This window comes from Bartonella sp. bp_1, from assembly GCF_055808085.1.
This window is the reverse complement of sequence record NZ_CM147851.1, coordinates 1144221-1164057: the sequence shown is the minus strand read 5'-3', so window position 1 is coordinate 1164057 and position 19837 is coordinate 1144221. Positions and strand designations below refer to the sequence as shown.

Annotated in this window: 20 protein-coding genes and 2 tRNA genes; 15 read left to right on the top strand and 7 right to left on the bottom strand. The window is 46.3% G+C overall.

What is annotated here, in order from left to right:
- Window positions 1-8 precede the first annotated feature (8 nt).
- Window positions 9-524: a ClbS/DfsB family four-helix bundle protein gene (locus ACYZ97_RS05765; protein WP_473300509.1), complete on the top strand. Its 516-nt coding sequence runs from the start codon at window positions 9-11 to the stop codon at window positions 522-524.
- Window positions 525-683: 159 nt separating this feature from the next.
- Here ACYZ97_RS05765 and ACYZ97_RS05760 read toward each other — a convergent pair.
- Window positions 684-758 (bottom strand) — tRNA-Asn (locus tag ACYZ97_RS05760).
- Between the two features lie 367 nt (window positions 759-1125).
- On the opposite strand from ACYZ97_RS05760, the gene ACYZ97_RS05755 reads away from it, so the two are divergent.
- From ACYZ97_RS05755 to ACYZ97_RS05735, 5 genes are all read left to right on the top strand, one after another.
- Window positions 1126-1199: transfer RNA gene (locus ACYZ97_RS05755), tRNA-Cys, on the top strand.
- A gap of 170 nt (window positions 1200-1369) precedes the next feature.
- Window positions 1370-2044 (top strand): protein-L-isoaspartate O-methyltransferase family protein, encoded by a 675-nt coding sequence (locus tag ACYZ97_RS05750; protein ID WP_473300508.1) that lies wholly within the window; start codon window positions 1370-1372, stop codon window positions 2042-2044.
- A 148-nt stretch (window positions 2045-2192) separates the two neighbouring features.
- Window positions 2193-3548, top strand: a complete 1356-nt coding sequence (locus tag ACYZ97_RS05745; RefSeq protein ID WP_473300507.1) for a TolC family outer membrane protein — start codon at window positions 2193-2195, stop codon at window positions 3546-3548.
- 180 nt (window positions 3549-3728) lie between these two features.
- On the top strand, window positions 3729-4319 hold the full coding sequence (locus tag ACYZ97_RS05740; protein ID WP_473300506.1) for a DUF2497 domain-containing protein: 591 nt from the start codon (window positions 3729-3731) through the stop codon (window positions 4317-4319).
- 144 nt (window positions 4320-4463) lie between these two features.
- Complete coding sequence (locus ACYZ97_RS05735) at window positions 4464-7187, top strand: valine--tRNA ligase (RefSeq protein WP_473300505.1); 2724 nt, start codon at window positions 4464-4466, stop codon at window positions 7185-7187.
- An 84-nt stretch (window positions 7188-7271) separates the two neighbouring features.
- Here the strand turns inward: ACYZ97_RS05735 and ACYZ97_RS05730 are convergent, their stop codons facing one another.
- On the bottom strand, window positions 7272-7508 hold the full coding sequence (locus tag ACYZ97_RS05730) for a hypothetical protein (protein ID WP_473300504.1): 237 nt from the start codon (window positions 7506-7508) through the stop codon (window positions 7272-7274).
- 326 nt (window positions 7509-7834) lie between these two features.
- On the opposite strand from ACYZ97_RS05730, the gene ACYZ97_RS05725 reads away from it, so the two are divergent.
- Window positions 7835-8620 (top strand): tetratricopeptide repeat protein, encoded by a 786-nt coding sequence (locus ACYZ97_RS05725; RefSeq protein WP_473300646.1) that lies wholly within the window; start codon window positions 7835-7837, stop codon window positions 8618-8620.
- Between the two features lie 149 nt (window positions 8621-8769).
- On the opposite strand, the gene ACYZ97_RS05720 is transcribed toward ACYZ97_RS05725, so the two are convergent.
- The 5 genes from ACYZ97_RS05720 to xth form a co-directional block, all read right to left on the bottom strand.
- The gene (locus tag ACYZ97_RS05720) at window positions 8770-9516 is read right to left on the bottom strand and encodes an amino acid ABC transporter ATP-binding protein (RefSeq protein WP_473300503.1); all 747 of its coding nucleotides are present in this window, start codon (window positions 9514-9516) and stop codon (window positions 8770-8772) included.
- Between the two features lie 12 nt (window positions 9517-9528).
- Window positions 9529-10194: an amino acid ABC transporter permease gene (locus ACYZ97_RS05715; RefSeq protein ID WP_473300502.1), complete on the bottom strand. Its 666-nt coding sequence runs from the start codon at window positions 10192-10194 to the stop codon at window positions 9529-9531.
- Between the two features lie 12 nt (window positions 10195-10206).
- Window positions 10207-10938: an amino acid ABC transporter permease gene (locus ACYZ97_RS05710; protein ID WP_473300501.1), complete on the bottom strand. Its 732-nt coding sequence runs from the start codon at window positions 10936-10938 to the stop codon at window positions 10207-10209.
- Between the two features lie 132 nt (window positions 10939-11070).
- Entirely contained in the window at window positions 11071-11982 is a 912-nt protein-coding gene (locus ACYZ97_RS05705) for a transporter substrate-binding domain-containing protein (RefSeq protein WP_473300500.1), read from the bottom strand.
- Window positions 11983-12143: 161 nt separating this feature from the next.
- Window positions 12144-12923: an exodeoxyribonuclease III gene (xth, locus tag ACYZ97_RS05700; RefSeq protein ID WP_473300499.1), complete on the bottom strand. Its 780-nt coding sequence runs from the start codon at window positions 12921-12923 to the stop codon at window positions 12144-12146.
- Between the two features lie 612 nt (window positions 12924-13535).
- Between xth and rpsL the strand changes: the two genes are divergently transcribed.
- From rpsL to ACYZ97_RS05660, 8 genes are all read left to right on the top strand, one after another.
- Complete coding sequence (gene rpsL / locus ACYZ97_RS05695) at window positions 13536-13907, top strand: 30S ribosomal protein S12 (protein WP_473300498.1); 372 nt, start codon at window positions 13536-13538, stop codon at window positions 13905-13907.
- A 17-nt stretch (window positions 13908-13924) separates the two neighbouring features.
- Complete coding sequence (rpsG, locus tag ACYZ97_RS05690) at window positions 13925-14395, top strand: 30S ribosomal protein S7 (protein ID WP_473300497.1); 471 nt, start codon at window positions 13925-13927, stop codon at window positions 14393-14395.
- Window positions 14396-14425: 30 nt separating this feature from the next.
- A complete protein-coding gene (fusA, locus tag ACYZ97_RS05685; RefSeq protein WP_473300496.1) occupies window positions 14426-16510 on the top strand; it encodes an elongation factor G in 2085 nt (694 codons plus the stop codon).
- 60 nt (window positions 16511-16570) lie between these two features.
- Window positions 16571-17746 (top strand): elongation factor Tu, encoded by a 1176-nt coding sequence (tuf, locus tag ACYZ97_RS05680; RefSeq protein WP_473300087.1) that lies wholly within the window; start codon window positions 16571-16573, stop codon window positions 17744-17746.
- 71 nt (window positions 17747-17817) lie between these two features.
- Window positions 17818-18126, top strand: coding sequence for a 30S ribosomal protein S10 (gene rpsJ / locus ACYZ97_RS05675; protein WP_007477064.1), 309 nt, complete (start codon window positions 17818-17820; stop codon window positions 18124-18126).
- Window positions 18127-18152: 26 nt separating this feature from the next.
- Window positions 18153-18920, top strand: coding sequence for a 50S ribosomal protein L3 (rplC, locus tag ACYZ97_RS05670; protein ID WP_473300495.1), 768 nt, complete (start codon window positions 18153-18155; stop codon window positions 18918-18920).
- Window positions 18920-19540, top strand: a complete 621-nt coding sequence (gene rplD / locus ACYZ97_RS05665) for a 50S ribosomal protein L4 (protein WP_473300494.1) — start codon at window positions 18920-18922, stop codon at window positions 19538-19540. Before rplC ends, rplD begins: the two co-directional genes overlap by 1 nt.
- Window positions 19537-19830, top strand: coding sequence for a 50S ribosomal protein L23 (locus ACYZ97_RS05660; protein ID WP_473300493.1), 294 nt, complete (start codon window positions 19537-19539; stop codon window positions 19828-19830). Before rplD ends, ACYZ97_RS05660 begins: the two co-directional genes overlap by 4 nt.
- Window positions 19831-19837: the final 7 nt, after the last annotated feature.

Genomic DNA, 19837 nt, shown 5'->3' with positions numbered 1-19837 from the left:
GTTGCGATGTGGCTGTACCGCAAAACAAAACGGAATTGTTACAAGCTATCAGTTCTACTTTTGACAAGCTTTATTCGGATTTGGAAAAGCTGCCGACTTATATTACTGGTCTGCCAGATATGGATGGCCACGCAAAAGATACAAGGATGAGTGTTTCTGATCTTGTTGCTTATCTTCTGGGATGGAATAAGTTGGTTTTGAAATGGCTCGATAATGATGCCAATGGTAGATATACAGATTTTCCTGAAACCGGATATAAATGGAATGAATTGGGAAAATTGGCACAAAGATTTTACACCGATTATAAAGATATCCCTTTTGTTCAATTGATCAATCAGCTTAAAGCTGCAAAAGAGAAAATTGTTAAAGAGATTGATAGACGCGATAACGCAGAGCTTTATGAGCGTGAATGGTATGGAAAATGGACTATGGGAAGAATGATACAATTCAATACATCTTCGCCATATAGTAATGCTCATGTCCGCTTACGCAAATGGATGAAAACTATTTCGTTTGATCGGTGATCAGGTAGATGCATTCAGGCAGTGATGTGCTGACATGCTCTCAATGCGTGGCATGATTTAGCTATTGCGAGAAATATAGTCATCTCTCTTCTTGCAGACGTGTTAGAGTTAGTCTGACAACATCCAATCGAATAAAATAATGTCTTAGATGGAAAAGTTTGGCTCCCCGGGCCGGATTCGAACCAGCGACCGATCGGTTAACAGCCGATTGCTCTACCACTGAGCTACCGAGGAACAGTTTCACGCGAAGCGTTGCGCCGCTATAGCAAATGAAATCTACCTTTGCCAAGGGGGATAAGCTCATTTTGCAAAATTATTTTTAATAATCTTCTCCAGCGGCCTGAAAATCTCCGACAAATTGCCGGATAAAAGGCTGAAAATGCTGTTAATATGAGGCAAAATGAGGGGATGGTTAATTTTAATTTTCTTCTTGTGTATCAAAATGAATTTATGGTTATGGCTGCGTAGATGGCAAAATGAGAGGGGATGGATAAAGAAAAAACCCGCTCTGTCGTTTGAATGGCTTGACGTGGCCCGCCCCTTCACTTATTGAGCCATTTATAGATTGAACACCCGACTTTGATAACGGATGTTTGAATGAGGCCTCATGGCGGAATGGTTACGCAGAGGACTGCAAATCCTTGTATCCCAGTTCGATTCTGGGTGAGGCCTCCATTTTTTTCTATCAACAATTTTGATGATTTGACAAAGGCGTGATGTTTCTTGTCAATCTTGTCATTGACTGTTGGCGTGTTTTTTGCGACATCCTGTTTCCATATCCGTTTGTGGTGTTTTAGCTTTGTGCAACGCCACAGTTTTCGTTTACAGGTATGAAAGGGCAGATTATGGCCGCCGATTTTTCAGAACTTCGCCGTAAGATGGTCGATAATCAAATCCGGACAGTCGATGTCACACGTCTTTCTGTTCTTGATGCTTTTTTGGCTGTGCCGCGTGAGGCTTTTGTGCCGGACGATATGAAGGAGCTGGCCTATCTTGATGAAGATTTGTTGATGCGTGCGCCGACTGCTGGCGATTGCGCGCGTTATATGATGGAGCCAGCGCCTTTGGCCAAATTGATCCAGCTTGCGGATGTAAAAGAAGACGATATCGTGTTGGATATCGGCGCGACCAGTGGTTATGGCGCAGCTATTCTTTCTCAACTGGCCGGATCGGTTATTGCGTTGGAAAGCGATAAACAGCTTGCTGCAACCGCAAGTGAAGCGCTCAGCGCCAATGGTTGTGATAATGTGGTTGTTGTCGAAGGGGCGCTTGAAAAAGGTTATGCCGCTGAAGGACCTTATGACGTCATTGTCATTGAAGGTTCTGTCGATTTTGTTCCAGAGGTTATTCTGGATCAACTTAAAGAGGGCGGTCGGCTTGTTGTGGTTGAAGGTCATGGTAATGGCGGTGTTGCACGTTATTATATGCGTGAAGATGGTGTTGTCTCATCACGTCGTGCTTTCAATCTGGCGGTGAAGCCGCTGCAGGGATTTTTGAAAACACCTGAATTTGTTTTCTAAACAAGTTGCGTATCTGCAACGGTTGTAAATTTATTGACTATAGTGTCATGGAAGTGACAAAATGGTCTGTTCAGACAGTGCTGATCCTCTTAAATGTGTCTTCACATATCGGGGAAGTCAGGTGCTGACTAAAAAAGAGGTAAAGTCCGTGGTGACAATAAAAAAGGCTTTTTTGACTGCTTTGGTTCTCTCAAGTACAGCGTTGAGCAGTACTTTTGCGAATGCCGATACAATACAGGAAGCACTTGCAAAAGCTTATGCCAATAATTCGACGTTGAATTCGTCACGTGCCGGTGTGCGTATTACCGATGAAGATATTGCTATTGCCAAGTCGAGTTTTAGGCCGACTATTCAAGGTGTTGGTGCCTATTCACGCGGGCGTAGTGCGACGACAACCTACTATTCGACAGTTGGTTCTCTCGGTATCCAGCTGAACCAGAAGCTCTTTGACGGCTTTCAGACCTATAACAATGTCGAGGCAACAAAAGCCAAGGCACAGGCGCAGCGCGAAGCTTTGCGTAATGAGGAACAGAACCAGCTGAATAATGCCGCCGGTGCTTATGCAGATGTTTATGCGGCACGGCGTATTGCAGCTTTGCGTCGTGAAAACCTTGCGGCACTTGAAGAGCAGGTTCGTTCAGATCGTGCGCGGTTGGAAGTGGGTGAAGGAACGCGTACAGATCTTGCACAGTCAGAAGCAGCCCGTTCACGTGCTGTGTCGGAATTGAGTATGGCTGTTGCCGATGTTAAGTCGCGCGAGGCTGTTTACCAGCAAGTTATTGGCGATATGCCCGATAAATTATCACGACCGGAAGTCCTCAAATCTATTCCCAAAAGTCTTGACCGTGGCCTTGATCTGGCTTTGGCCAATCATCCTTCCATTTTGGGTGCCCAATATGCCGTCGATGCCAGTAGCTATAATGTGAAAGCGAATGAAGGTGCATTGCTGCCGCAGGTCGATTTGTCAGCCAGCACATCTTATAATCAGGTTTATAATGGTCCGGGTAGTGCCGGTCGTTCCAATTCGGTTGGTGTGCAGGTTACTGTACCGTTCTATCAGGGTGGCAGAACATCGGCACAGATACGACAAGCTAAGGAACAGCTTGGTCAGGCCCGCATCGAGGTTGATGTTGCAAAGGACGTTGTGCGCCAGACATTGGTCGGCCAATGGGCGGCTTTTGACGGAGCCAAGGCATCTGTTAGTGCTTATCGTGACAGTGTGCGGGCGGCCCAGATCGCTTTGGATGGTCGTATTCAGGAAAACCGTGTTGGTCAAGCGACAACATTGGATGTTTTGAATTCACGTAGCCAGTTGATTGATATGCAGGTTGCTTTGGTGAATGCAGAACGTGATGTGGTTATCACCAGCTATAATGTCAAATTGGCATTGGGGCAGCTTACGGCTGATCAGCTAGGATTGCAGGTTGCCAAATATGATCCGAAAGAACATTACGACAAGGTGCGTAACAAATGGATTGGAATTAAAACGCCGGATGGGCGTTAAATATTGTTGCTATCTATCAAGACGCCGGATATTCCGGCGTTTTTATTGTCTTTGTGCATGAAAGCTGTGTGTAGTTAGGCAAATATGAAGTCTTGGCTTTTTGTTGCCTTCGTATTTTTATAAATTCTTAATTCCAGCGCATGATTCGTGGCGCATAATAATATTGATACGGATTTAAATATGGCACAAAGTTCAGCTGCATTGCGTGAGCCGACAATGGATGAAATTCTGACGTCCATTCGTGAGATCATTGAAGAATCTACAGCTCTTGCCAATGAGAACACCCCCATAGCATTATCTGCAGCGGAATGTCAGACGAAATCGGCATCAATAATGGCTGATACGGCGAATGGGAATGATAGTCCTGAGTCTGAACAGGCTGCTGTTTCCGTTGAAGATGCTATGAATGCATTGGCACAGCGTATTGGTCTTAAAGGCGCAGCAGATTCCGGTGTCGTGGCTGATGAAAATGGATTGGCGTATTCACAGCCGGTTGAAGATGCTTCTGCTGCTTGTGAAGGAAGTGATGACAAGATTCATGATGAAAACACTATGAAGGAAGGTGTTACTAATCATGATGCTGCGGCCCCAATAGAGACGTCTGATCACTCTGGTTCCATTCAACGCCCCGGCTTTTCGGATGCTGTTGGATTGGTTGCCGATGACATATTGCGCCCTTATATTTCCGCATGGATGGATCGTAATCTGCCGACCCTTATTGAGCGTCTTTTACGTGAAGAGATGGTCAAGGCGCTTAAAGCCGGTCTTTAAGCAGATAGAGGGCTGTTTTCCCCTCGTGGTTATTTTGATAGCCGCAGTCTTGCGTCATCAACACTTTTAACCTATTCCATTGCTTATCGGTGCTTTGTTTTTAGGCAGTGCATCATTGTCATCTATTATATGCCGGATCATAAAATGCTTGAAAAAAACTATGACCCCCAACAGACAGAACCGCGTATTGCGCAAGCTTGGGATAAAACGGGAGCTTTTAAAGCTGGTGCCGGAGCGGTCAAGGATAGCGAAAGTTTCTGCATTGTTATTCCGCCTCCCAATGTGACCGGTTCGTTGCATATGGGGCATGCGCTTAATAATACTATTCAGGATATTATGGTGCGTTATCAGCGCATGAAAGGCAAAAATGTATTGTGGCAGCCGGGTATGGACCATGCCGGTATTGCGACACAGATGGTTGTCGAGCGACAGTTGGCTGCGCAAAAAGAACCGAACCGCCATGATATTGGGCGTGAAAAATTTATTGAACGGGTTTGGCAATGGAAAGATGAATCGGGCGGCATGATTGCCAATCAGTTGCGTCGTCTTGGGGCGTCATGCGATTGGTCGCGTGAGCGCTTTACAATGGATGAAGGTTTATCCAAGGCTGTATTGGAAGTCTTTGTGACATTACATAAGCAGGGATTGATTTATAAGGATAAGCGGCTTGTTAATTGGGATCCAAAATTACTGACGGCTATTTCCGACCTGGAAGTCGAACAGAAGGAAATGAAAGGCCATTTGTGGCATTTCCGTTATCCATTGGAAGGCAAGGTATTTAATCCCGATGATCCATCGACCTTTATTGTGGTTGCAACAACCCGTCCCGAAACAATGTTGGGAGATACCGGCATTGCAGTGCATCCTGAGGATCCACGCTATCAGGGGGTGATTGGCAAGAATGCGATTTTGCCTTTTGTCGGGCGCAAACTGGCAATTGTCGGCGATGATTATGCTGATCCGGAAGCCGGTAGTGGTGCTGTAAAAATTACACCGGCCCATGATTTTAATGACTTTGAGGTTGGCCGTCGTCAAGGTTTGAGAGCCATCAATATTATGAGCCAGAAGGCTGAAATCCTGTTGCGTGATAATGAGGATTTTCTTGATGGTTTGGTGCTTAATGACGAGTTGAAGGCTCTGATTGATTCTTTGGATCGGTTGGACCGTTTTGTCGTGCGTGAAAAAATTGTTACCTTGATGGAAGAAGGTGGTTATCTTCAGGATATTGAAGACCATCCCCATACGGTACCGCACGGGGACCGTGGTGGGGTGCCGATTGAACCGCTCCTGACAGACCAGTGGTATGTCAATGCGGCAGAACTGGCAAAGCCGGCTATTGAAGCGGTTCGTCAAGGGAAGACCCGTTTTATACCGGCCAATTGGGAAAAGACCTATTATGATTGGATGGAAAATATCCAACCATGGTGCATCTCCCGTCAATTATGGTGGGGGCACCAGATACCGGCATGGTATGGTCCTGATGGTGAAATATTTGTCGAGAAAAGCGAAGCCGACGCCATGGCTTCGGCCCAGAAGTATTATGGCAAAGCCGTGCCGTTAACCCGTGATGAGGATGTGTTGGATACATGGTTCTCATCGGCACTTTGGCCGTTTTCTACTCTGGGTTGGCCGGATAAAACGCCGGAATTGACAACCTATTATCCGACAAGCGTTCTCGTCACGGGGTTCGATATCATTTTCTTCTGGGTTGCCCGCATGATGATGATGGGTATCCACTTTATGGGTGAAGTCCCATTTCCTGATGTCTATGTACATGCGTTGGTACGTGATAAGCATGGCGCTAAAATGTCAAAATCGAAAGGCAACGTTATTGATCCATTGGAGTTGATGGATGAATATGGTGCCGACGCCTTGCGTTTTACTTTGGCAATCATGGCGGCGCAGGGGCGTGATGTAAAATTGGATCCGACGCGTATTGCCGGCTATCGTAATTTTGGGACCAAGCTATGGAATGCGACACGCTTTGCCGAAATGAATGGAGCGGCACACAATCCTTCCTTTAAGCCGGAAAACACAAAGCTGGCGGTCAATCGTTGGATTTTGACGGAATTAAGCCATACACAGAAAGCTGTAAACGAGGCAATCGAAGCCTATAAATTTAATGAAGCAGCTTCCCACCTCTATCGCTTTACATGGAATAATTTATGCGACTGGTATCTGGAGCTGCTTAAGCCTGTTTTCCATGGCGATGATGAAAATGCCAAGCAGGAGGCGCAAAATACGGTCGCGTTTGTTCTTGATGCAGTTTACAAACTGCTGCATCCTTTCATGCCTTATATGACGGAAGAGCTTTGGGCTCATACGGCAGGTGAGGGGCAGAAACGGGATCAAATGTTGGCAGTTACAGCTTGGCCGGATATTGATTTTAAAGATGCCGAGGCCGCTGACGATATTAACTGGCTAGTTGATGCTGTTACAGGAATCCGTTCGGTACGTGCTGAAATGAATGTGCCTGCCGGTGCAATTGCGCCGCTTGTGGTCATTGATGCAGATGTATTGACGCGTGAAAGACTGGACCGCCATGAAGCTGCTTTGAAGCGTTTGGCGCGTATTGATACGATTACGCTTGCAGATAAAGCGCCGACTGTTTCCGCACAGCTTGTCTTAGGGGAGGCGACTTTCTGTCTGCCACTTGGTGCTTTGATTGATCTTGATGCAGAGCGCGCCCGCCTTGCCAAAGAAATTGGTAAGATTGATGATGAGCTTGAAAAAATTGATAAAAAGCTTGGCAATGAGAAATTTGTTAGCAATGCCAAGCCGGAAGTGGTGGAAGCTGAACGCGAACGTTTGAGTGAGCTTACAACAGCACGTGAAAAATTGAAGACCGCGTTAACACGGCTTGGCTGAAGCGGCCGGATTAATACTTTTCGTATCCAAAACCTTTTTTGAAATATTATAAGACTGTCATAGATTTATGACAGTCTTTATATTTTAGCTATTACCGTTACCGACATCTTTATCGTATTTCTTATGGACAGGAGTAGGTGGTGGTGGAATTTGGCCAGGCTGGATTGAACGCCAATGTTTCACACCATCGTCACTTAAATACCAATAGCCGGTAGGTGCGGTATCGGGATCAATGGCGGGTTGGTCATTTTTTGTTGTCGAGCAGGCCGAAAGAATAGAGCCGATGAAAATAAACGATGCGGCTGACAGCAGTTTCTTCATTTATGATTTCCGTTCTTGATAAACAGTTCACTAATAGGATGCCAAAAGTGCTGTGCATTATTGCCACCATTTGACGGTGCTAGAAAGATGAAAAACAGTTTAAAAGTCAAGAGGAAAGGGACTGGGGCATAGGGTAATATGGGAATGTATATTAACCAATTCAGGTGAGAGGCATATTTGTTGCATTTGTGTAACAGCTTTTATGTATTTCCTATGATAGGATTTTATCAATTGAAGCCGCCTATTTCCCGCCACAAATACGGCGCACTGTCTAGTATGCCTATTTGGAATAGGGTTTCAAGGGGCAAAAGTCAGGATTATCGATGATGAAATGCAAACAGCAATGGAAAATAATATTGGCAGGGGTTGCCCTGTCATGCACTGTTTTTCAAGCCTATGCACTTGATGTTAAGAAAAATGATAATGGCGAAAGTCCGTTCAGTTTTTTTAAAAGTGGTATTTCTGCTTATAAAAACGGCCATAAGGATGAGGCAATCAAAGCGCTTCGTTATGCGGCTGAAATGGGGCATCCGGGTGCCAATTGGAAATTGGCACGTATGTATGCCGATGGTGATGGTGTCGCAGAGAATGATTACCAAGCCTATCAGTTTTTTGTTAAAATTGTTAATGATGGCGCTGATCCGGGGTCGGAAAATGAGACCTATGTCTCGGATGCGCTTGTTGAAATTGCCGGTTATTTGAGACGCGGGATTCCCGGAACACCTGTGAAAGCCGATTTATCGCGTGCGCGTGGACTTTATGTTCAGGCTGCAACAAACTATGGCAATCCGCAGGCGCAGTACCAATTGGGTCGTATGTTGCTTGCGGGAGAGGGTGGCGAGAAAAACTCGGTACAGGCTGCCCGCTGGTTTCAACAGTCGGCTAAAAAAGGCAATCCTGCTGCGCAGGCTATGCTGGGCAATATGCTTTTTCAAGCTGGTAAGACTGTGCGGGGACTTGCCATGATGACGGCCGCTTATGAACGCGCAAAACCGGAAGATCAGATATGGATTCGTCCGATGCAGGAGCGGGCTTTTGCTATTGTTGGTGAATCCGATCGTCGCACCGCTATTTCTTTGGCAACCGATATTGTTGACAATCACGGCTTCTGATTTTTAAATCGCATAGTTTTCTTAATGGGTAAGAATAATAGAGTGTTTCGGGCGTTTATGCTTTTGGCATAAAGGCTTATGTCATATCTACAAATCTTATTTTTGAAGCATTTATATTCCGAAAACCGATGCGGTTTTCGGAATATAGATTAGTGGCTGAGAATCTTGGACAGGAAGTCTTTGGCGCGCGGTGTACGGGCATCGGGATTGCCGAAAAAATCTTCCTTGTGGCAATCTTCGAGGATTGCACCTTCATCCATAAAAATAATCCGGTTGGATACTTTTCTGGCAAAGCCCATTTCATGGGTGACGCAGACCATGGTCATGCCTTCATGGGCAAGGCCGACCATGACATCAAGAACCTCACCGACCATTTCAGGATCCAGCGCGGATGTCGGTTCGTCAAACAGCATTACAATCGGATCCATGGTCAAAGCACGGGCAATCGCAACGCGTTGTTGCTGACCGCCTGAAAGCTGGCCCGGGAACTTATCCTTGTGATCAATCAGACCGACGCGCTCAAGATATTTCAGGCCGTGTTGGACAGCCTCACTTTTGTTGCGCTTTAATACTTTGATTTGGGCAACGGTTAGATTATCCATCACCGAGAGATGTGGGAAAAGTTCGAAATGCTGGAACACCATGCCGACATGGCTACGCAGTTTGGGCAGGTTGGTGCTTTTATCGTGAACAGCTATGCCATCGACCCAGATTTCACCTTCCTGAAAAGGTTCAAGTGCATTGATGGTTTTAATCAGCGTTGATTTGCCGGAGCCGGATGGCCCACAGACAACAACAACCTCACCTTTATCAATACCGGTCGAGCAATTCTTCAATACATTGAATTTGCCATACCACTTGGAGACATTTTTCATTTCAATCATATGGTTGGACATCGAGGTCTCCTATTAGCGAATGATGGCGACTTTTTTCTGAAGTCTGTTTACACCGAGGGATAAAACAAAGCAGATAGCAAAATAAGCAATTGCTGCGAGCAGATATGATTCTTCAACGCGGCCATAGTTTTTACCCATTTGTTCAAAACCTTTGAGCAAATCATAAGCCCCGATGACATAGACCAGTGATGTATCCTGAAAAAGGATGACCACTTGTGTCAATAGGACCGGCAGCATGTTTCTGAATGCTTGAGGTAATACAACGATACGCATGCTTTGCCAATAGTTCATGCCTAAGGCGAGGGCGGCACCATTCTGCCCGGTAGCAACCGATTTGATGCCGGCGCGCATGATTTCGGCAAAATAGGCGGCTTCGAAAGCAGTAAAGGTGATGTAGGCTGAATAGCGATCACCCATCGGATAGCCTGTGATAAGTGGAATGAGCAGAAAGAACCACAAAATCACCATAAGGAGAGGAATCGAACGCATGCCGACAATATAAATTGTCGCCGGTGCGGATATAATTTTGTAGGATGAAAGCCGCATCATGGCGAGAAGAGTGCCAAAAAAGAGACCAAGCAGGGTTGCTACAACAGTTACCTCGATGCTGAATTGCAAGCCCGCTAGAATATATTCTCTAAGAATAGGAAGAGAAAAACTGCTGAAATCAAGATTCATAATGTTTTTATCCTATTTAAAGCCAGGAATGCGGATGGCCCGCTCGATCAATGCCATTACGGCAAAAACAATGAGGGCTAGCAGAACATATAGTACGGTCGCAGCAAAATAGTTTTCAATTGGCAGACTTGTCGTATCTGTTGCCTGTCGTGCATTGTGTAATAGTTCGGGAATGCCGACGGCAAAGGCTGCGGCAGAATTTTTGATAATGCCCATGGATTCGGAAATAAGAGGGGGCATGATCGTTCGTAGTGCCCGCGGCAATAATACGTAACGATAGGTTTGAAATGTGCTGAAACCTACAGCCATAGCTGCATAGCGCTGTCCTTGTGGGATTGATTCTATGCCGGAGCGCACCTGTTCTGCAATTCTGGCCGATGTAAAGCAACCAAGCCCAATAATGACCAGAAGATAAGCTGGCATGATTGTAAGCAGGATCGGAAATATTTTAGGTAGAACAAAATACCAGATGAATAATTGTACCAATAATGGGACGTTACGTAAAAGCTCTACCCATAAGGTGCCAATAAATGGCCAAAACTTGGCGTTTGGCAATGTACGGATTGTGCCGATAATAATCCCGAATATGATGGCAACAATGAGTGCCGTGATCGACAAGAAGGCTGTATTCATAAAAGCTTCGAGAAGCATATCCAGATTGGTTTGGATATTTCCGCTGCCAAAACAGCCGGGAATTTTTTCACCCGGAAACAGGCTATCGTCACATAGAAAAGAAAAATCCATTTAGTGGCTCTTTATATTCACATACATCAATGTTTCAAACGACATATCAAGCAGGCTTAAATATTTGTCTGTTCAAAATTTTCAACAGGCCTGCGCATAAAACATACTCAGGCCTGTTGCAAGTGATAGAATTTATTGTGGGTTGTTTTCAGGATAGTCTTCCATCGGCTTGGCATTGGGGTGTTCCCAAGCTTCGCGTGTGGATTTGGAAAGAGGTAGACCAACGATGGTATTTGTTGGCGGGATAGGTTCCATGAACCATTTATTATAGAGTTTTTCCAAAGAGCCGTCCTTGATCTGACGGACAATGCTGTCGTCAATGGCCTTTTTGAATTCTTCGTCATTGAGGCGCAGCATACATGCGATTGGCTCTACAGAAAGAACTTCATCCAGAATGACAAAATTGTCAGGATTTTTGGATTTTGAGATGTTTGCAGCCAGAATAGAGCCGTCCATGATAAAAGCATCGGCGCGACCGGATTCAAGGAGCAGGAAGCTGTCAGCATGATCCTTGCCGTTGATTTCAGTCAGTTTAAGATCTTTGGCGCGTTGGTTTTTACGCAATGTGATAACCGATGTCGTGCCTGTGGTGGTTGCGACGGTTTTACCGTTCAGGTCTTCAATTTTTTTAATGCCTGAATCCTTGCGCGTTGCGATACGCACTTCCTCAACATAGGTTGTGTAGGCAAAGTCGGCCTGTTTTGCACGTGTTTTGTTGTTGGTTGTCGAACCGCATTCAAAGTCGATCGTTCCGTTCTGAACGAGAGGAATACGGTTTTCAGATGTGATCGGCTGGTATTTGATTTTGATCGGTTTGCCGATTTTTTTGGAAATATCGTCAATGATCTGGCGGGCCATTTCCGTGTGGAAACCGACATATTCGCCTTTTCCGAGAGCGTAGGCCAGACCGGAGGATTCGCGCACGCCTAGCGTGATTTCGCCGCTGCTTTTGATCTTGTCCAGTGTGCCGCCGGATTGCGCATAGGCTGAACCCGTCAGCCCGATTGCTGCCGCAGTGGCTAATGCCAACAAGGTTTTTTTCATGAATGTTCTCCTTGGTTTACATTTGTTTTTGATGATTAAAGTCGCCATTATAAGTGCGATCTTTAATATCTGTTGTTAATGTAACATAAATATTTGATATAAAAAAAGAGTTTTATTCTCATGTCATGCTGTAATCATCAACTGAACGAATTCTATTCGTATCAAAGATCAAGTTCGATCCATACAGGTACATGATCAGATGGTTTTTCCCATCCCCGGATGTCTCTTTGGATAAAGGCATTTTTCAGGTAATCACTGGCTTCTGGTGACAGTAGGAAATGGTCGATGCGAATGCCATTGTCTTTTGGCCATGCTCCGGCTTGAAAGTCCCAGAATGAATAAAGAGGCGCGTCGCTGATAGCGCGGATAGAATCGATTAGTCCCAGATTGATCAGACGGAAAAAACGCTCGCGACTTTGCGGTAAGAAAAGTGCGTCATTGATCCATTGAGTAGGATTTTTGGCATCCTCGGGCGATGGTATGATATTGTAATCGCCTGCAAGCACCAAAGGCTCTTCATGGCAAAGCAATGTCTTTGCATGTGCGTAAAGCCGATCCATCCATTTCAATTTGTAGGGATATTTATCACTGTCGACTGGATTGCCATTCGGTAGATAAAGAGAGGCAACGCGTATGACGCCTCCATTTGTAGAATATACAGCTTCTATGTAACGGGCCTGTTCGTCATTTTCATCTCCTGGAAGGCCGCGAAAAACCTCGTCAGGTGATTTTCTGGATAAGATGGCAACGCCATTAAAGCCTTTTTGCCCATGGCTTTCAATATGGTAGCCAAGTGCTTCTATCGGGGCGCGTGGAAAGTTTTCGTCAACACTCTTAACTTCTTGTAGGCAGACAATATCGGGTTCAAATTCTTGAAGCCATTTTGTTAGTGTTTCGAGTCGCGCCTTGATTCCGGCAATGTTCCATGTTGCTATTTTCATAGCCTGTTTTATGGTTTGCTGTCTGGGGATGCAAGCCGTTTGCTGGAAAAATACAAAACTATGCCCATAATGATGATTGCATTGAATATTGTGGGTAGAGGGCAGGGGCTGTATAAAAGGTGAGATTCGGTCGTGTCGGGCCTATTTTCCTTTATGAAATAATGCTCTGTCACATTGCATATTTATAAGGTTGATGCGCTATGCTTGTTTGAAGTGGGCCGATCGATCGCCTCTTCTACATAATTGGCAGTGTAGTTTTACTTTTTTTATCAAAAATACCGATGATGGCCAGATTCTTTAACTTTTTTGCGCTTTATGGCTTGACGGCATGGTGCTTTACTATTATCAGAACGCCAACTGGATCAATGTGAGTCAGGCTTTTCCGGAACGCCGCGTTCTGGAGTTCGTCTCAAACAGGGTTCGTTTTGCAGTTTTGAAAAACATATGCAAGGTGCATGAAGTGGTAACGCTTCCTCTGCTTTTTAATCGGGTAAGCCAAGAATTTGGTGTGGCCCGATTTTGTGCATGAGTAAAACTGCTGCCCTTATGGGTGTGAAAGTTTGGCGGTCTAACAAGGCCAGTAAGAATTGTGTTTTGAAAGAGGAAGGTTGAATGCCTACCGTAAACCAGTTGATCCGCAAGCCGCGCACAGTGCCGGGGAAGCGTAATAAGGTTCCTGCCTTGCAGGCGAATCCGCAAAAGCGTGGTGTTTGTACTCGCGTTTATACAACGACCCCGAAGAAGCCGAACTCCGCGCTTCGTAAGGTTGCCAAGGTTCGTTTGACTAATGGCTTTGAAGTTATCGGTTATATTCCCGGTGAGGGACATAACCTTCAGGAGCACTCCGTTGTCATGATCCGTGGTGGTCGTGTCAAGGATTTGCCGGGTGTGCGTTATCACATCATTCGTGGTGTGCTTGATACGCAAGGTGTTAAAGATCGTAAGCAGCGTCGTTCCAAGTATGGCGCGAAGCGTCCGAAGTAAGAGTGAGAGACTAAGATATGTCCCGTCGCCATAAAGCTGAAAAACGTGAAATTAATCCGGATCCGAAGTTCGGTGATCTGGTTATCACGAAGTTTATGAATGCCATCATGTTGGATGGTAAGAAGTCTGTTGCTGAGCGTATCGTTTATGGTGCGCTTGATGCGGTTGAAGGTAAGGCTAAGTCCGAGCCGGTTCCGCTGTTTCATCAGGCTTTGGAAAATGTTGCTCCGCATGTAGAGGTTCGTTCTCGTCGTGTTGGTGGTGCAACATATCAGGTTCCGGTTGATGTGCGTCCCGATCGTCGTCAGGCTTTGGCAATCCGTTGGTTGATTGCTGCTGCTCGTTCGCGTAACGAGACGACAATGGTTGATCGTTTGTCAGGTGAATTGATGGATGCTGCCAATAATCGTGGTGCAGCTGTCAAGAAGCGTGAAGATACACACCGTATGGCTGAAGCCAACCGCGCATTTTCGCATTACCGTTGGTAAGAATTGTTTTAAGGATCGAAGGCAGACATCATGGCCCGCGAATATAAAATTGAAGATTACCGCAATTTCGGTATTATGGCGCACATTGACGCTGGTAAGACAACGATGACTGAGCGCATTTTGTTCTATACTGGTAAGAATCATAAAATTGGTGAAACCCATGATGGTGCTTCCACTATGGATTGGATGGAGCAGGAGCAGGAACGTGGTATCACGATTACTTCTGCTGCGACGACCACTTTCTGGGAAGGTCAGGATGGTAAGAAGCGTCGTTTCAATATTATTGATACGCCTGGACACGTTGATTTTACGATTGAGGTTGAGCGTTCATTGCGTGTTCTTGATGGTGCGATCGCTCTTCTGGATGCGAATGCCGGTGTTGAGCCGCAGACTGAAACTGTTTGGCGTCAGGCTGAGAAATATCGTGTTCCACGTATGGTTTTTGTCAATAAGATGGACAAGATCGGTGCTGATTTTTACCGTTCGGTAGAGATGGTTGGTTCGCGTCTTGGTGCTAAGGCTCTTGTTGTGCAGCTTCCGATTGGTGCGGAAAATGAATTTGAAGGTGTGATCGATTTGGTCACCATGAAGGCCCATACATGGGATGGTTCGATCGGTGCTGCTGCAACGATTGGCGAAATTCCTGCTGACCTTCAGGCGAAAGCTGCGGAATATCGTGAGAAGCTTGTTGAGTTGGCTGTTGAGGTTGATGAAGCGGCGATGGAAGCGTATCTTGAAGGTACTGAGCCGGATGAAGCGCAGTTGAAAGCGTTGATCCGTAAGGGTACTATTAATGTTGAGTTCCATCCGATTCTTTGCGGTACGGCCTTTAAGAATAAGGGTGTTCAGCCGCTTCTGGATGCTGTTGTTGATTATCTGCCTTCTCCGATTGATGTGCCTGCTATCAAGGGTATTGATGTTAAGACAGAAACTGAAACAACACGTGAGTCTTCAGATGATGCGCCGCTTTCAATGTTGGCCTTCAAGATTATGAATGACCCGTTTGTTGGTTCGTTGACTTTCTGCCGTATCTATTCCGGCAAGTTGAATAAAGGCGTTTCGCTTGAAAATACCGTAAAGGGCAAAAAAGAGCGTATCGGCCGCATGTTGCAGATGCATTCCAATTCACGTGAAGATATTGAAGAGGCTTTTGCCGGTGATATCGTAGCTCTTGCTGGTTTGAAGGAAACGACAACTGGTGATACGCTTTGTGATCCGCTTAAGCCTGTAATTCTTGAGCGTATGGAATTCCCTGAGCCGGTTATCGAGATTGCGATTGAGCCGAAGACTAAGGCGGATCAGGAAAAGATGGGTATTGCGCTTAATCGTCTTGCTGCTGAGGATCCTTCATTCCGTGTCAAGTCTGATGAAGAATCTGGTCAGACCATTATCGCTGGTATGGGTGAGCTTCATCTTGATATTATCGTTGATCGTATGAAACGTGAATTCAAGGTTGAGGCTAATATTGGTCAGCCGCAGGTTGCTTATCGTGAAACGATTACCAAGGCTGCTGAAATTGATTACACCCATAAAAAACAGTCGGGTGGTTCTGGTCAGTTTGCTCGTGTCAAGATTCTGTTTGAGCCGCATGAGGGTGATGACTTTATCTTTGATTCCAAGATTGTTGGCGGTTCTGTGCCGAAGGAATATATTCCTGGTGTTCAAAAAGGTATCGAAAGCGTCATGGGTGCGGGTCCGCTTGCAGGTTTCCCGATGTTGGGTGTGAAGGCAACTTTGATTGATGGTGCCTATCATGATGTTGACTCTTCTGTTTTGGCGTTTGAGATTGCAGCTCGTGCTGCTTTCCGTGAGGGTGCTCAGAAGGCTGGTGCTCAGTTGTTGGAGCCCATTATGAAGGTCGAAGTTGTGACACCTGAAGATTATATGGGTGATGTAATTGGTGATCTGAATTCCCGTCGTGGTCAGATTTCCGGAACGGAAAGTCGTGGTATTGCCGCTGTGGTCAATGCAATGGTTCCGTTGGCTAATATGTTTGGTTATGTGAATACGCTTCGCTCGATGAGCCAGGGGCGTGCGCAATATACTATGCAGTTTGATCATTATGAGCCGGTACCAAGTGTGGTGGCTCAGGAAATTCAGAAAAAATACGCATAATCAATTGATTGTGTATAAACTTTAAACTTAGGCCCCTAGGGCAAGAGATGGAGATCTCAGATGGCAAAGAGTAAATTTGAACGTAATAAACCGCACGTAAACATTGGCACGATTGGTCACGTTGACCATGGTAAGACCTCGCTGACAGCGGCGATTACGAAATTTTTTGGTGAGTTCAAGGCGTATGACCAGATTGATGCTGCTCCTGAAGAGCGTGCACGCGGTATTACGATTTCGACAGCTCACGTTGAATATGAAACAGAAAACCGTCACTATGCACACGTTGACTGCCCTGGTCACGCTGACTATGTGAAGAACATGATCACCGGTGCTGCGCAGATGGATGGTGCTATTCTTGTTGTTTCTGCAGCTGACGGCCCGATGCCCCAGACACGTGAGCACATTTTGCTTGCCCGTCAGGTTGGTGTTCCTGCGATTGTTGTGTTCCTGAACAAGGTTGATCAGGTTGACGATGAAGAGCTTCTTGAATTGGTTGAATTGGAAGTTCGTGAACTTCTTTCGAAGTATGACTTCCCTGGAGACGAAATTCCGATCGTGAAGGGTTCTGCTCTTGCTGCTCTTGAAGATAGCAATAAGACAATCGGTGAAGATGCTGTTCGTCTGTTGATGAGCGAAGTTGATGCTTATATTCCGACACCTGAACGTCCTGTTGATCAGCCGTTCTTGATGCCGATTGAAGATGTTTTCTCGATTTCGGGTCGTGGTACAGTTGTAACCGGTCGTGTTGAGCGTGGTGTTGTCAAGGTTGGTGAAGAAATCGAAATCGTCGGTATTCGTCCGACTTCGAAGACGACAGTCACCGGCGTTGAAATGTTCCGTAAGCTTCTTGATCAGGGTGAAGCTGGTGATAACATCGGTGCGCTGCTTCGTGGTGTTGAACGTGATGGTATTGAGCGTGGTCAGGTTCTGGCTAAGCCGGGTTCTGTTACACCGCACACGAAATTTAAGGCAGAAGCCTATATTCTGACGAAGGAAGAGGGTGGTCGTCATACGCCGTTCTTTACAAACTATCGTCCTCAGTTTTATTTCCGTACCACAGACGTTACCGGTATTGTAACGCTTCCTGAAGGTACAGAAATGGTTATGCCTGGTGATAATGTTGCCGTTGATGTTGCTTTGATCGTGCCGATCGCCATGGAAGAAAAGCTCCGCTTTGCTATCCGTGAAGGTGGTCGTACCGTCGGTGCTGGCATCGTCGCCAAAATCATCGAGTAATTAATTAATTAGAGTTATAAAGAACACCTCCTTGTAGAGGGGGTGTTCGACATGACAAGGATAAGAAGAGTATGAACGGTCAGAATATCCGCATTCGCTTGAAAGCGTTTGATCATCGGATCCTTGACGCCTCGACACGTGAGATTGTGTCGACCGCCAAGCGTACCGGCGCCAATGTCCGTGGACCTATTCCGCTTCCAACGCGGATTGAGAAGTTCACGGTTAATCGTGGGCCGCATATCGACAAGAAGAGCCGTGAGCAATTTGAAATGCGCACACACAAGCGTCTTCTTGATATTGTTGATCCGACGCCGCAGACAGTGGACGCGCTGATGAAGCTCGACCTTTCTGCTGGTGTTGATGTCGAGATCAAGCTTTAGGGCTTGGGGACAGAAGGAACGAACCGATGCGTTCAGGTGTAATTGCACAGAAGCTGGGAATGACCCGCGTCTATAATGATGCTGGCGAGCACGTGCCTGTTACAGTTCTCCGTATGGAAAATTGTCAGGTTGTCGCCCAGCGTACAGTTGAAAAAAATGGCTATACCGCAGTACAGCTCGGTGTAGGTCTAGCTAAGGTGAAAAATACAACGCAGGCTTTGCGTGGTCATTTTGCTAAGGCTAGTGTAGAGCCCAAGGCAAAACTTGCTGAGTTCCGTGTTAGTGCTGACAATCTTCTTGATGTTGGTTCAGAAATCACGGCCGAGCATTTTGTTGTTGGGCAGATGGTTGATGTGACAGGGACAACAATCGGTAAAGGTTTTGCCGGTGTTATGAAGCGTCATAACTTTGGTGGTCACCGCGCTTCGCATGGTAACTCCATTACCCACCGTGCGCACGGTTCTACCGGTCAGCGTCAGGATCCGGGTAAGGTGTTCAAAGGCAAGAAGATGGCCGGTCATATGGGTGCTACCCGTGTGACAACACAAAATATAGAGGTGGTCTCCACCGACGTCGAACGCGGACTTATTCTTGTTCGTGGTGCTGTTCCTGGTTCAAAGGGCGCTTGGATTTTAGTTCGTGATGCTGTGAAGTTTGCGCTTCCCGACAATGCGCCTAAACCTGCTGCTCTGCGTCAGGCCAATGCTGCTAAAAAAGAATCCGCCGCAACAGAAGCTCCCGCTCCTGTAGCAGATGCGCCTGTCGACGCCCCAGCAACTGAGGGAGCCGAATAATGGATCTCACGATTACAACACTTGAAGGCAAGGAAGCCGGAAAACTCAAGGTGTCGGACGAATTGTTCGGTCTTGATCCGCGTGAAGATCTGCTTCAGCGCGTCGTGCGTTGGCAGCTTGCCCGTCGTCAGCAAGGTACACATCAGGTGCAAGGTCGTGCCGATGTTTCGCGTACTGGTGCTAAGATGTACAAACAGAAGGGGACTGGTCGTGCCCGTCACTCTTCCGGTCGTGCACCGCAGTTTCGTGGTGGTGGTAAGGCCCATGGTCCGGTTGTCCGTGATCATGCGCATGATCTGCCGAAAAAAGTTCGCGCACTTGGCCTCAAGCATGCTCTTTCAGCTAAGGCTAAAGCCAATGATTTGATCATTGTTGATGAGCTTTCCATTAAGGAAGCTAAAACCAAGTTGCTGAACGGCAAGTTTGCAAAGCTCGGTCTAACCAATGCTCTGCTCATTGCCGGTAAGGAAGTTGACGTAAATTTTGCACGTGCCGCTTCGAATGTTCCTAATGTGGATGTTCTGCCGGTTCAGGGCATTAATGTTTATGACATTCTGCGTCGCGGTAAGCTGGTCTTGTCAAAGGCCGCTGTCGAGGCCCTCGAGGAGCGTTTCAAATGACAGATCTTCGCCACTATGACGTGATTGTCAGTCCGGTTATTACCGAAAAAGCAACGATGGTTTCAGAATATAACCAGGTTGTGTTTAAAGTCGCGCCGAATGCGACAAAGCCCGAAATTAAAGCTGCTGTTGAAGCGCTTTTTGGCGTCAAGGTCAAAGCGGTCAACACCACCACCCGTAAGGGTAAGGTAAAGCGCTTTAAAGGCATTGTTGGTCGGCAGAGTGATGTTAAGAAAGCGATCGTGACTCTGGCTGAAGGCCAGACAATCGACGTCTCTACAGGTCTTTAAGAGGCTC

Bases quoted from the DNA above. Each gene is read 5' to 3' on its own strand.
- ACYZ97_RS05750 (WP_473300508.1), top strand. From the start codon at position 1,370: ATGGCCGCCGATTTTTCAGAACTTCGCCGTAAGATGGTCGATAATCAA.
- ACYZ97_RS05740 (WP_473300506.1), top strand. From the start codon at position 3,729: ATGGCACAAAGTTCAGCTGCATTGCGTGAGCCGACAATGGATGAAATT.
- ACYZ97_RS05735 (WP_473300505.1), top strand. From the start codon at position 4,464: ATGCTTGAAAAAAACTATGACCCCCAACAGACAGAACCGCGTATTGCG.
- ACYZ97_RS05730 (WP_473300504.1), bottom strand. From the start codon at position 7,508: ATGAAGAAACTGCTGTCAGCCGCATCGTTTATTTTCATCGGCTCTATT.
- ACYZ97_RS05725 (WP_473300646.1), top strand. From the start codon at position 7,835: ATGAAATGCAAACAGCAATGGAAAATAATATTGGCAGGGGTTGCCCTG.
- ACYZ97_RS05720 (WP_473300503.1), bottom strand. From the start codon at position 9,516: ATGTCCAACCATATGATTGAAATGAAAAATGTCTCCAAGTGGTATGGC.
- ACYZ97_RS05715 (WP_473300502.1), bottom strand. From the start codon at position 10,194: ATGAATCTTGATTTCAGCAGTTTTTCTCTTCCTATTCTTAGAGAATAT.
- ACYZ97_RS05710 (WP_473300501.1), bottom strand. From the start codon at position 10,938: ATGGATTTTTCTTTTCTATGTGACGATAGCCTGTTTCCGGGTGAAAAA.
- ACYZ97_RS05705 (WP_473300500.1), bottom strand. From the start codon at position 11,982: ATGAAAAAAACCTTGTTGGCATTAGCCACTGCGGCAGCAATCGGGCTG.
- xth (WP_473300499.1), bottom strand. From the start codon at position 12,923: ATGAAAATAGCAACATGGAACATTGCCGGAATCAAGGCGCGACTCGAA.
- rpsL (WP_473300498.1), top strand. From the start codon at position 13,536: ATGCCTACCGTAAACCAGTTGATCCGCAAGCCGCGCACAGTGCCGGGG.
- rpsG (WP_473300497.1), top strand. From the start codon at position 13,925: ATGTCCCGTCGCCATAAAGCTGAAAAACGTGAAATTAATCCGGATCCG.
- fusA (WP_473300496.1), top strand. From the start codon at position 14,426: ATGGCCCGCGAATATAAAATTGAAGATTACCGCAATTTCGGTATTATG.
- tuf (WP_473300087.1), top strand. From the start codon at position 16,571: ATGGCAAAGAGTAAATTTGAACGTAATAAACCGCACGTAAACATTGGC.
- rpsJ (WP_007477064.1), top strand. From the start codon at position 17,818: ATGAACGGTCAGAATATCCGCATTCGCTTGAAAGCGTTTGATCATCGG.
- rplC (WP_473300495.1), top strand. From the start codon at position 18,153: ATGCGTTCAGGTGTAATTGCACAGAAGCTGGGAATGACCCGCGTCTAT.
- rplD (WP_473300494.1), top strand. From the start codon at position 18,920: ATGGATCTCACGATTACAACACTTGAAGGCAAGGAAGCCGGAAAACTC.
- ACYZ97_RS05660 (WP_473300493.1), top strand. From the start codon at position 19,537: ATGACAGATCTTCGCCACTATGACGTGATTGTCAGTCCGGTTATTACC.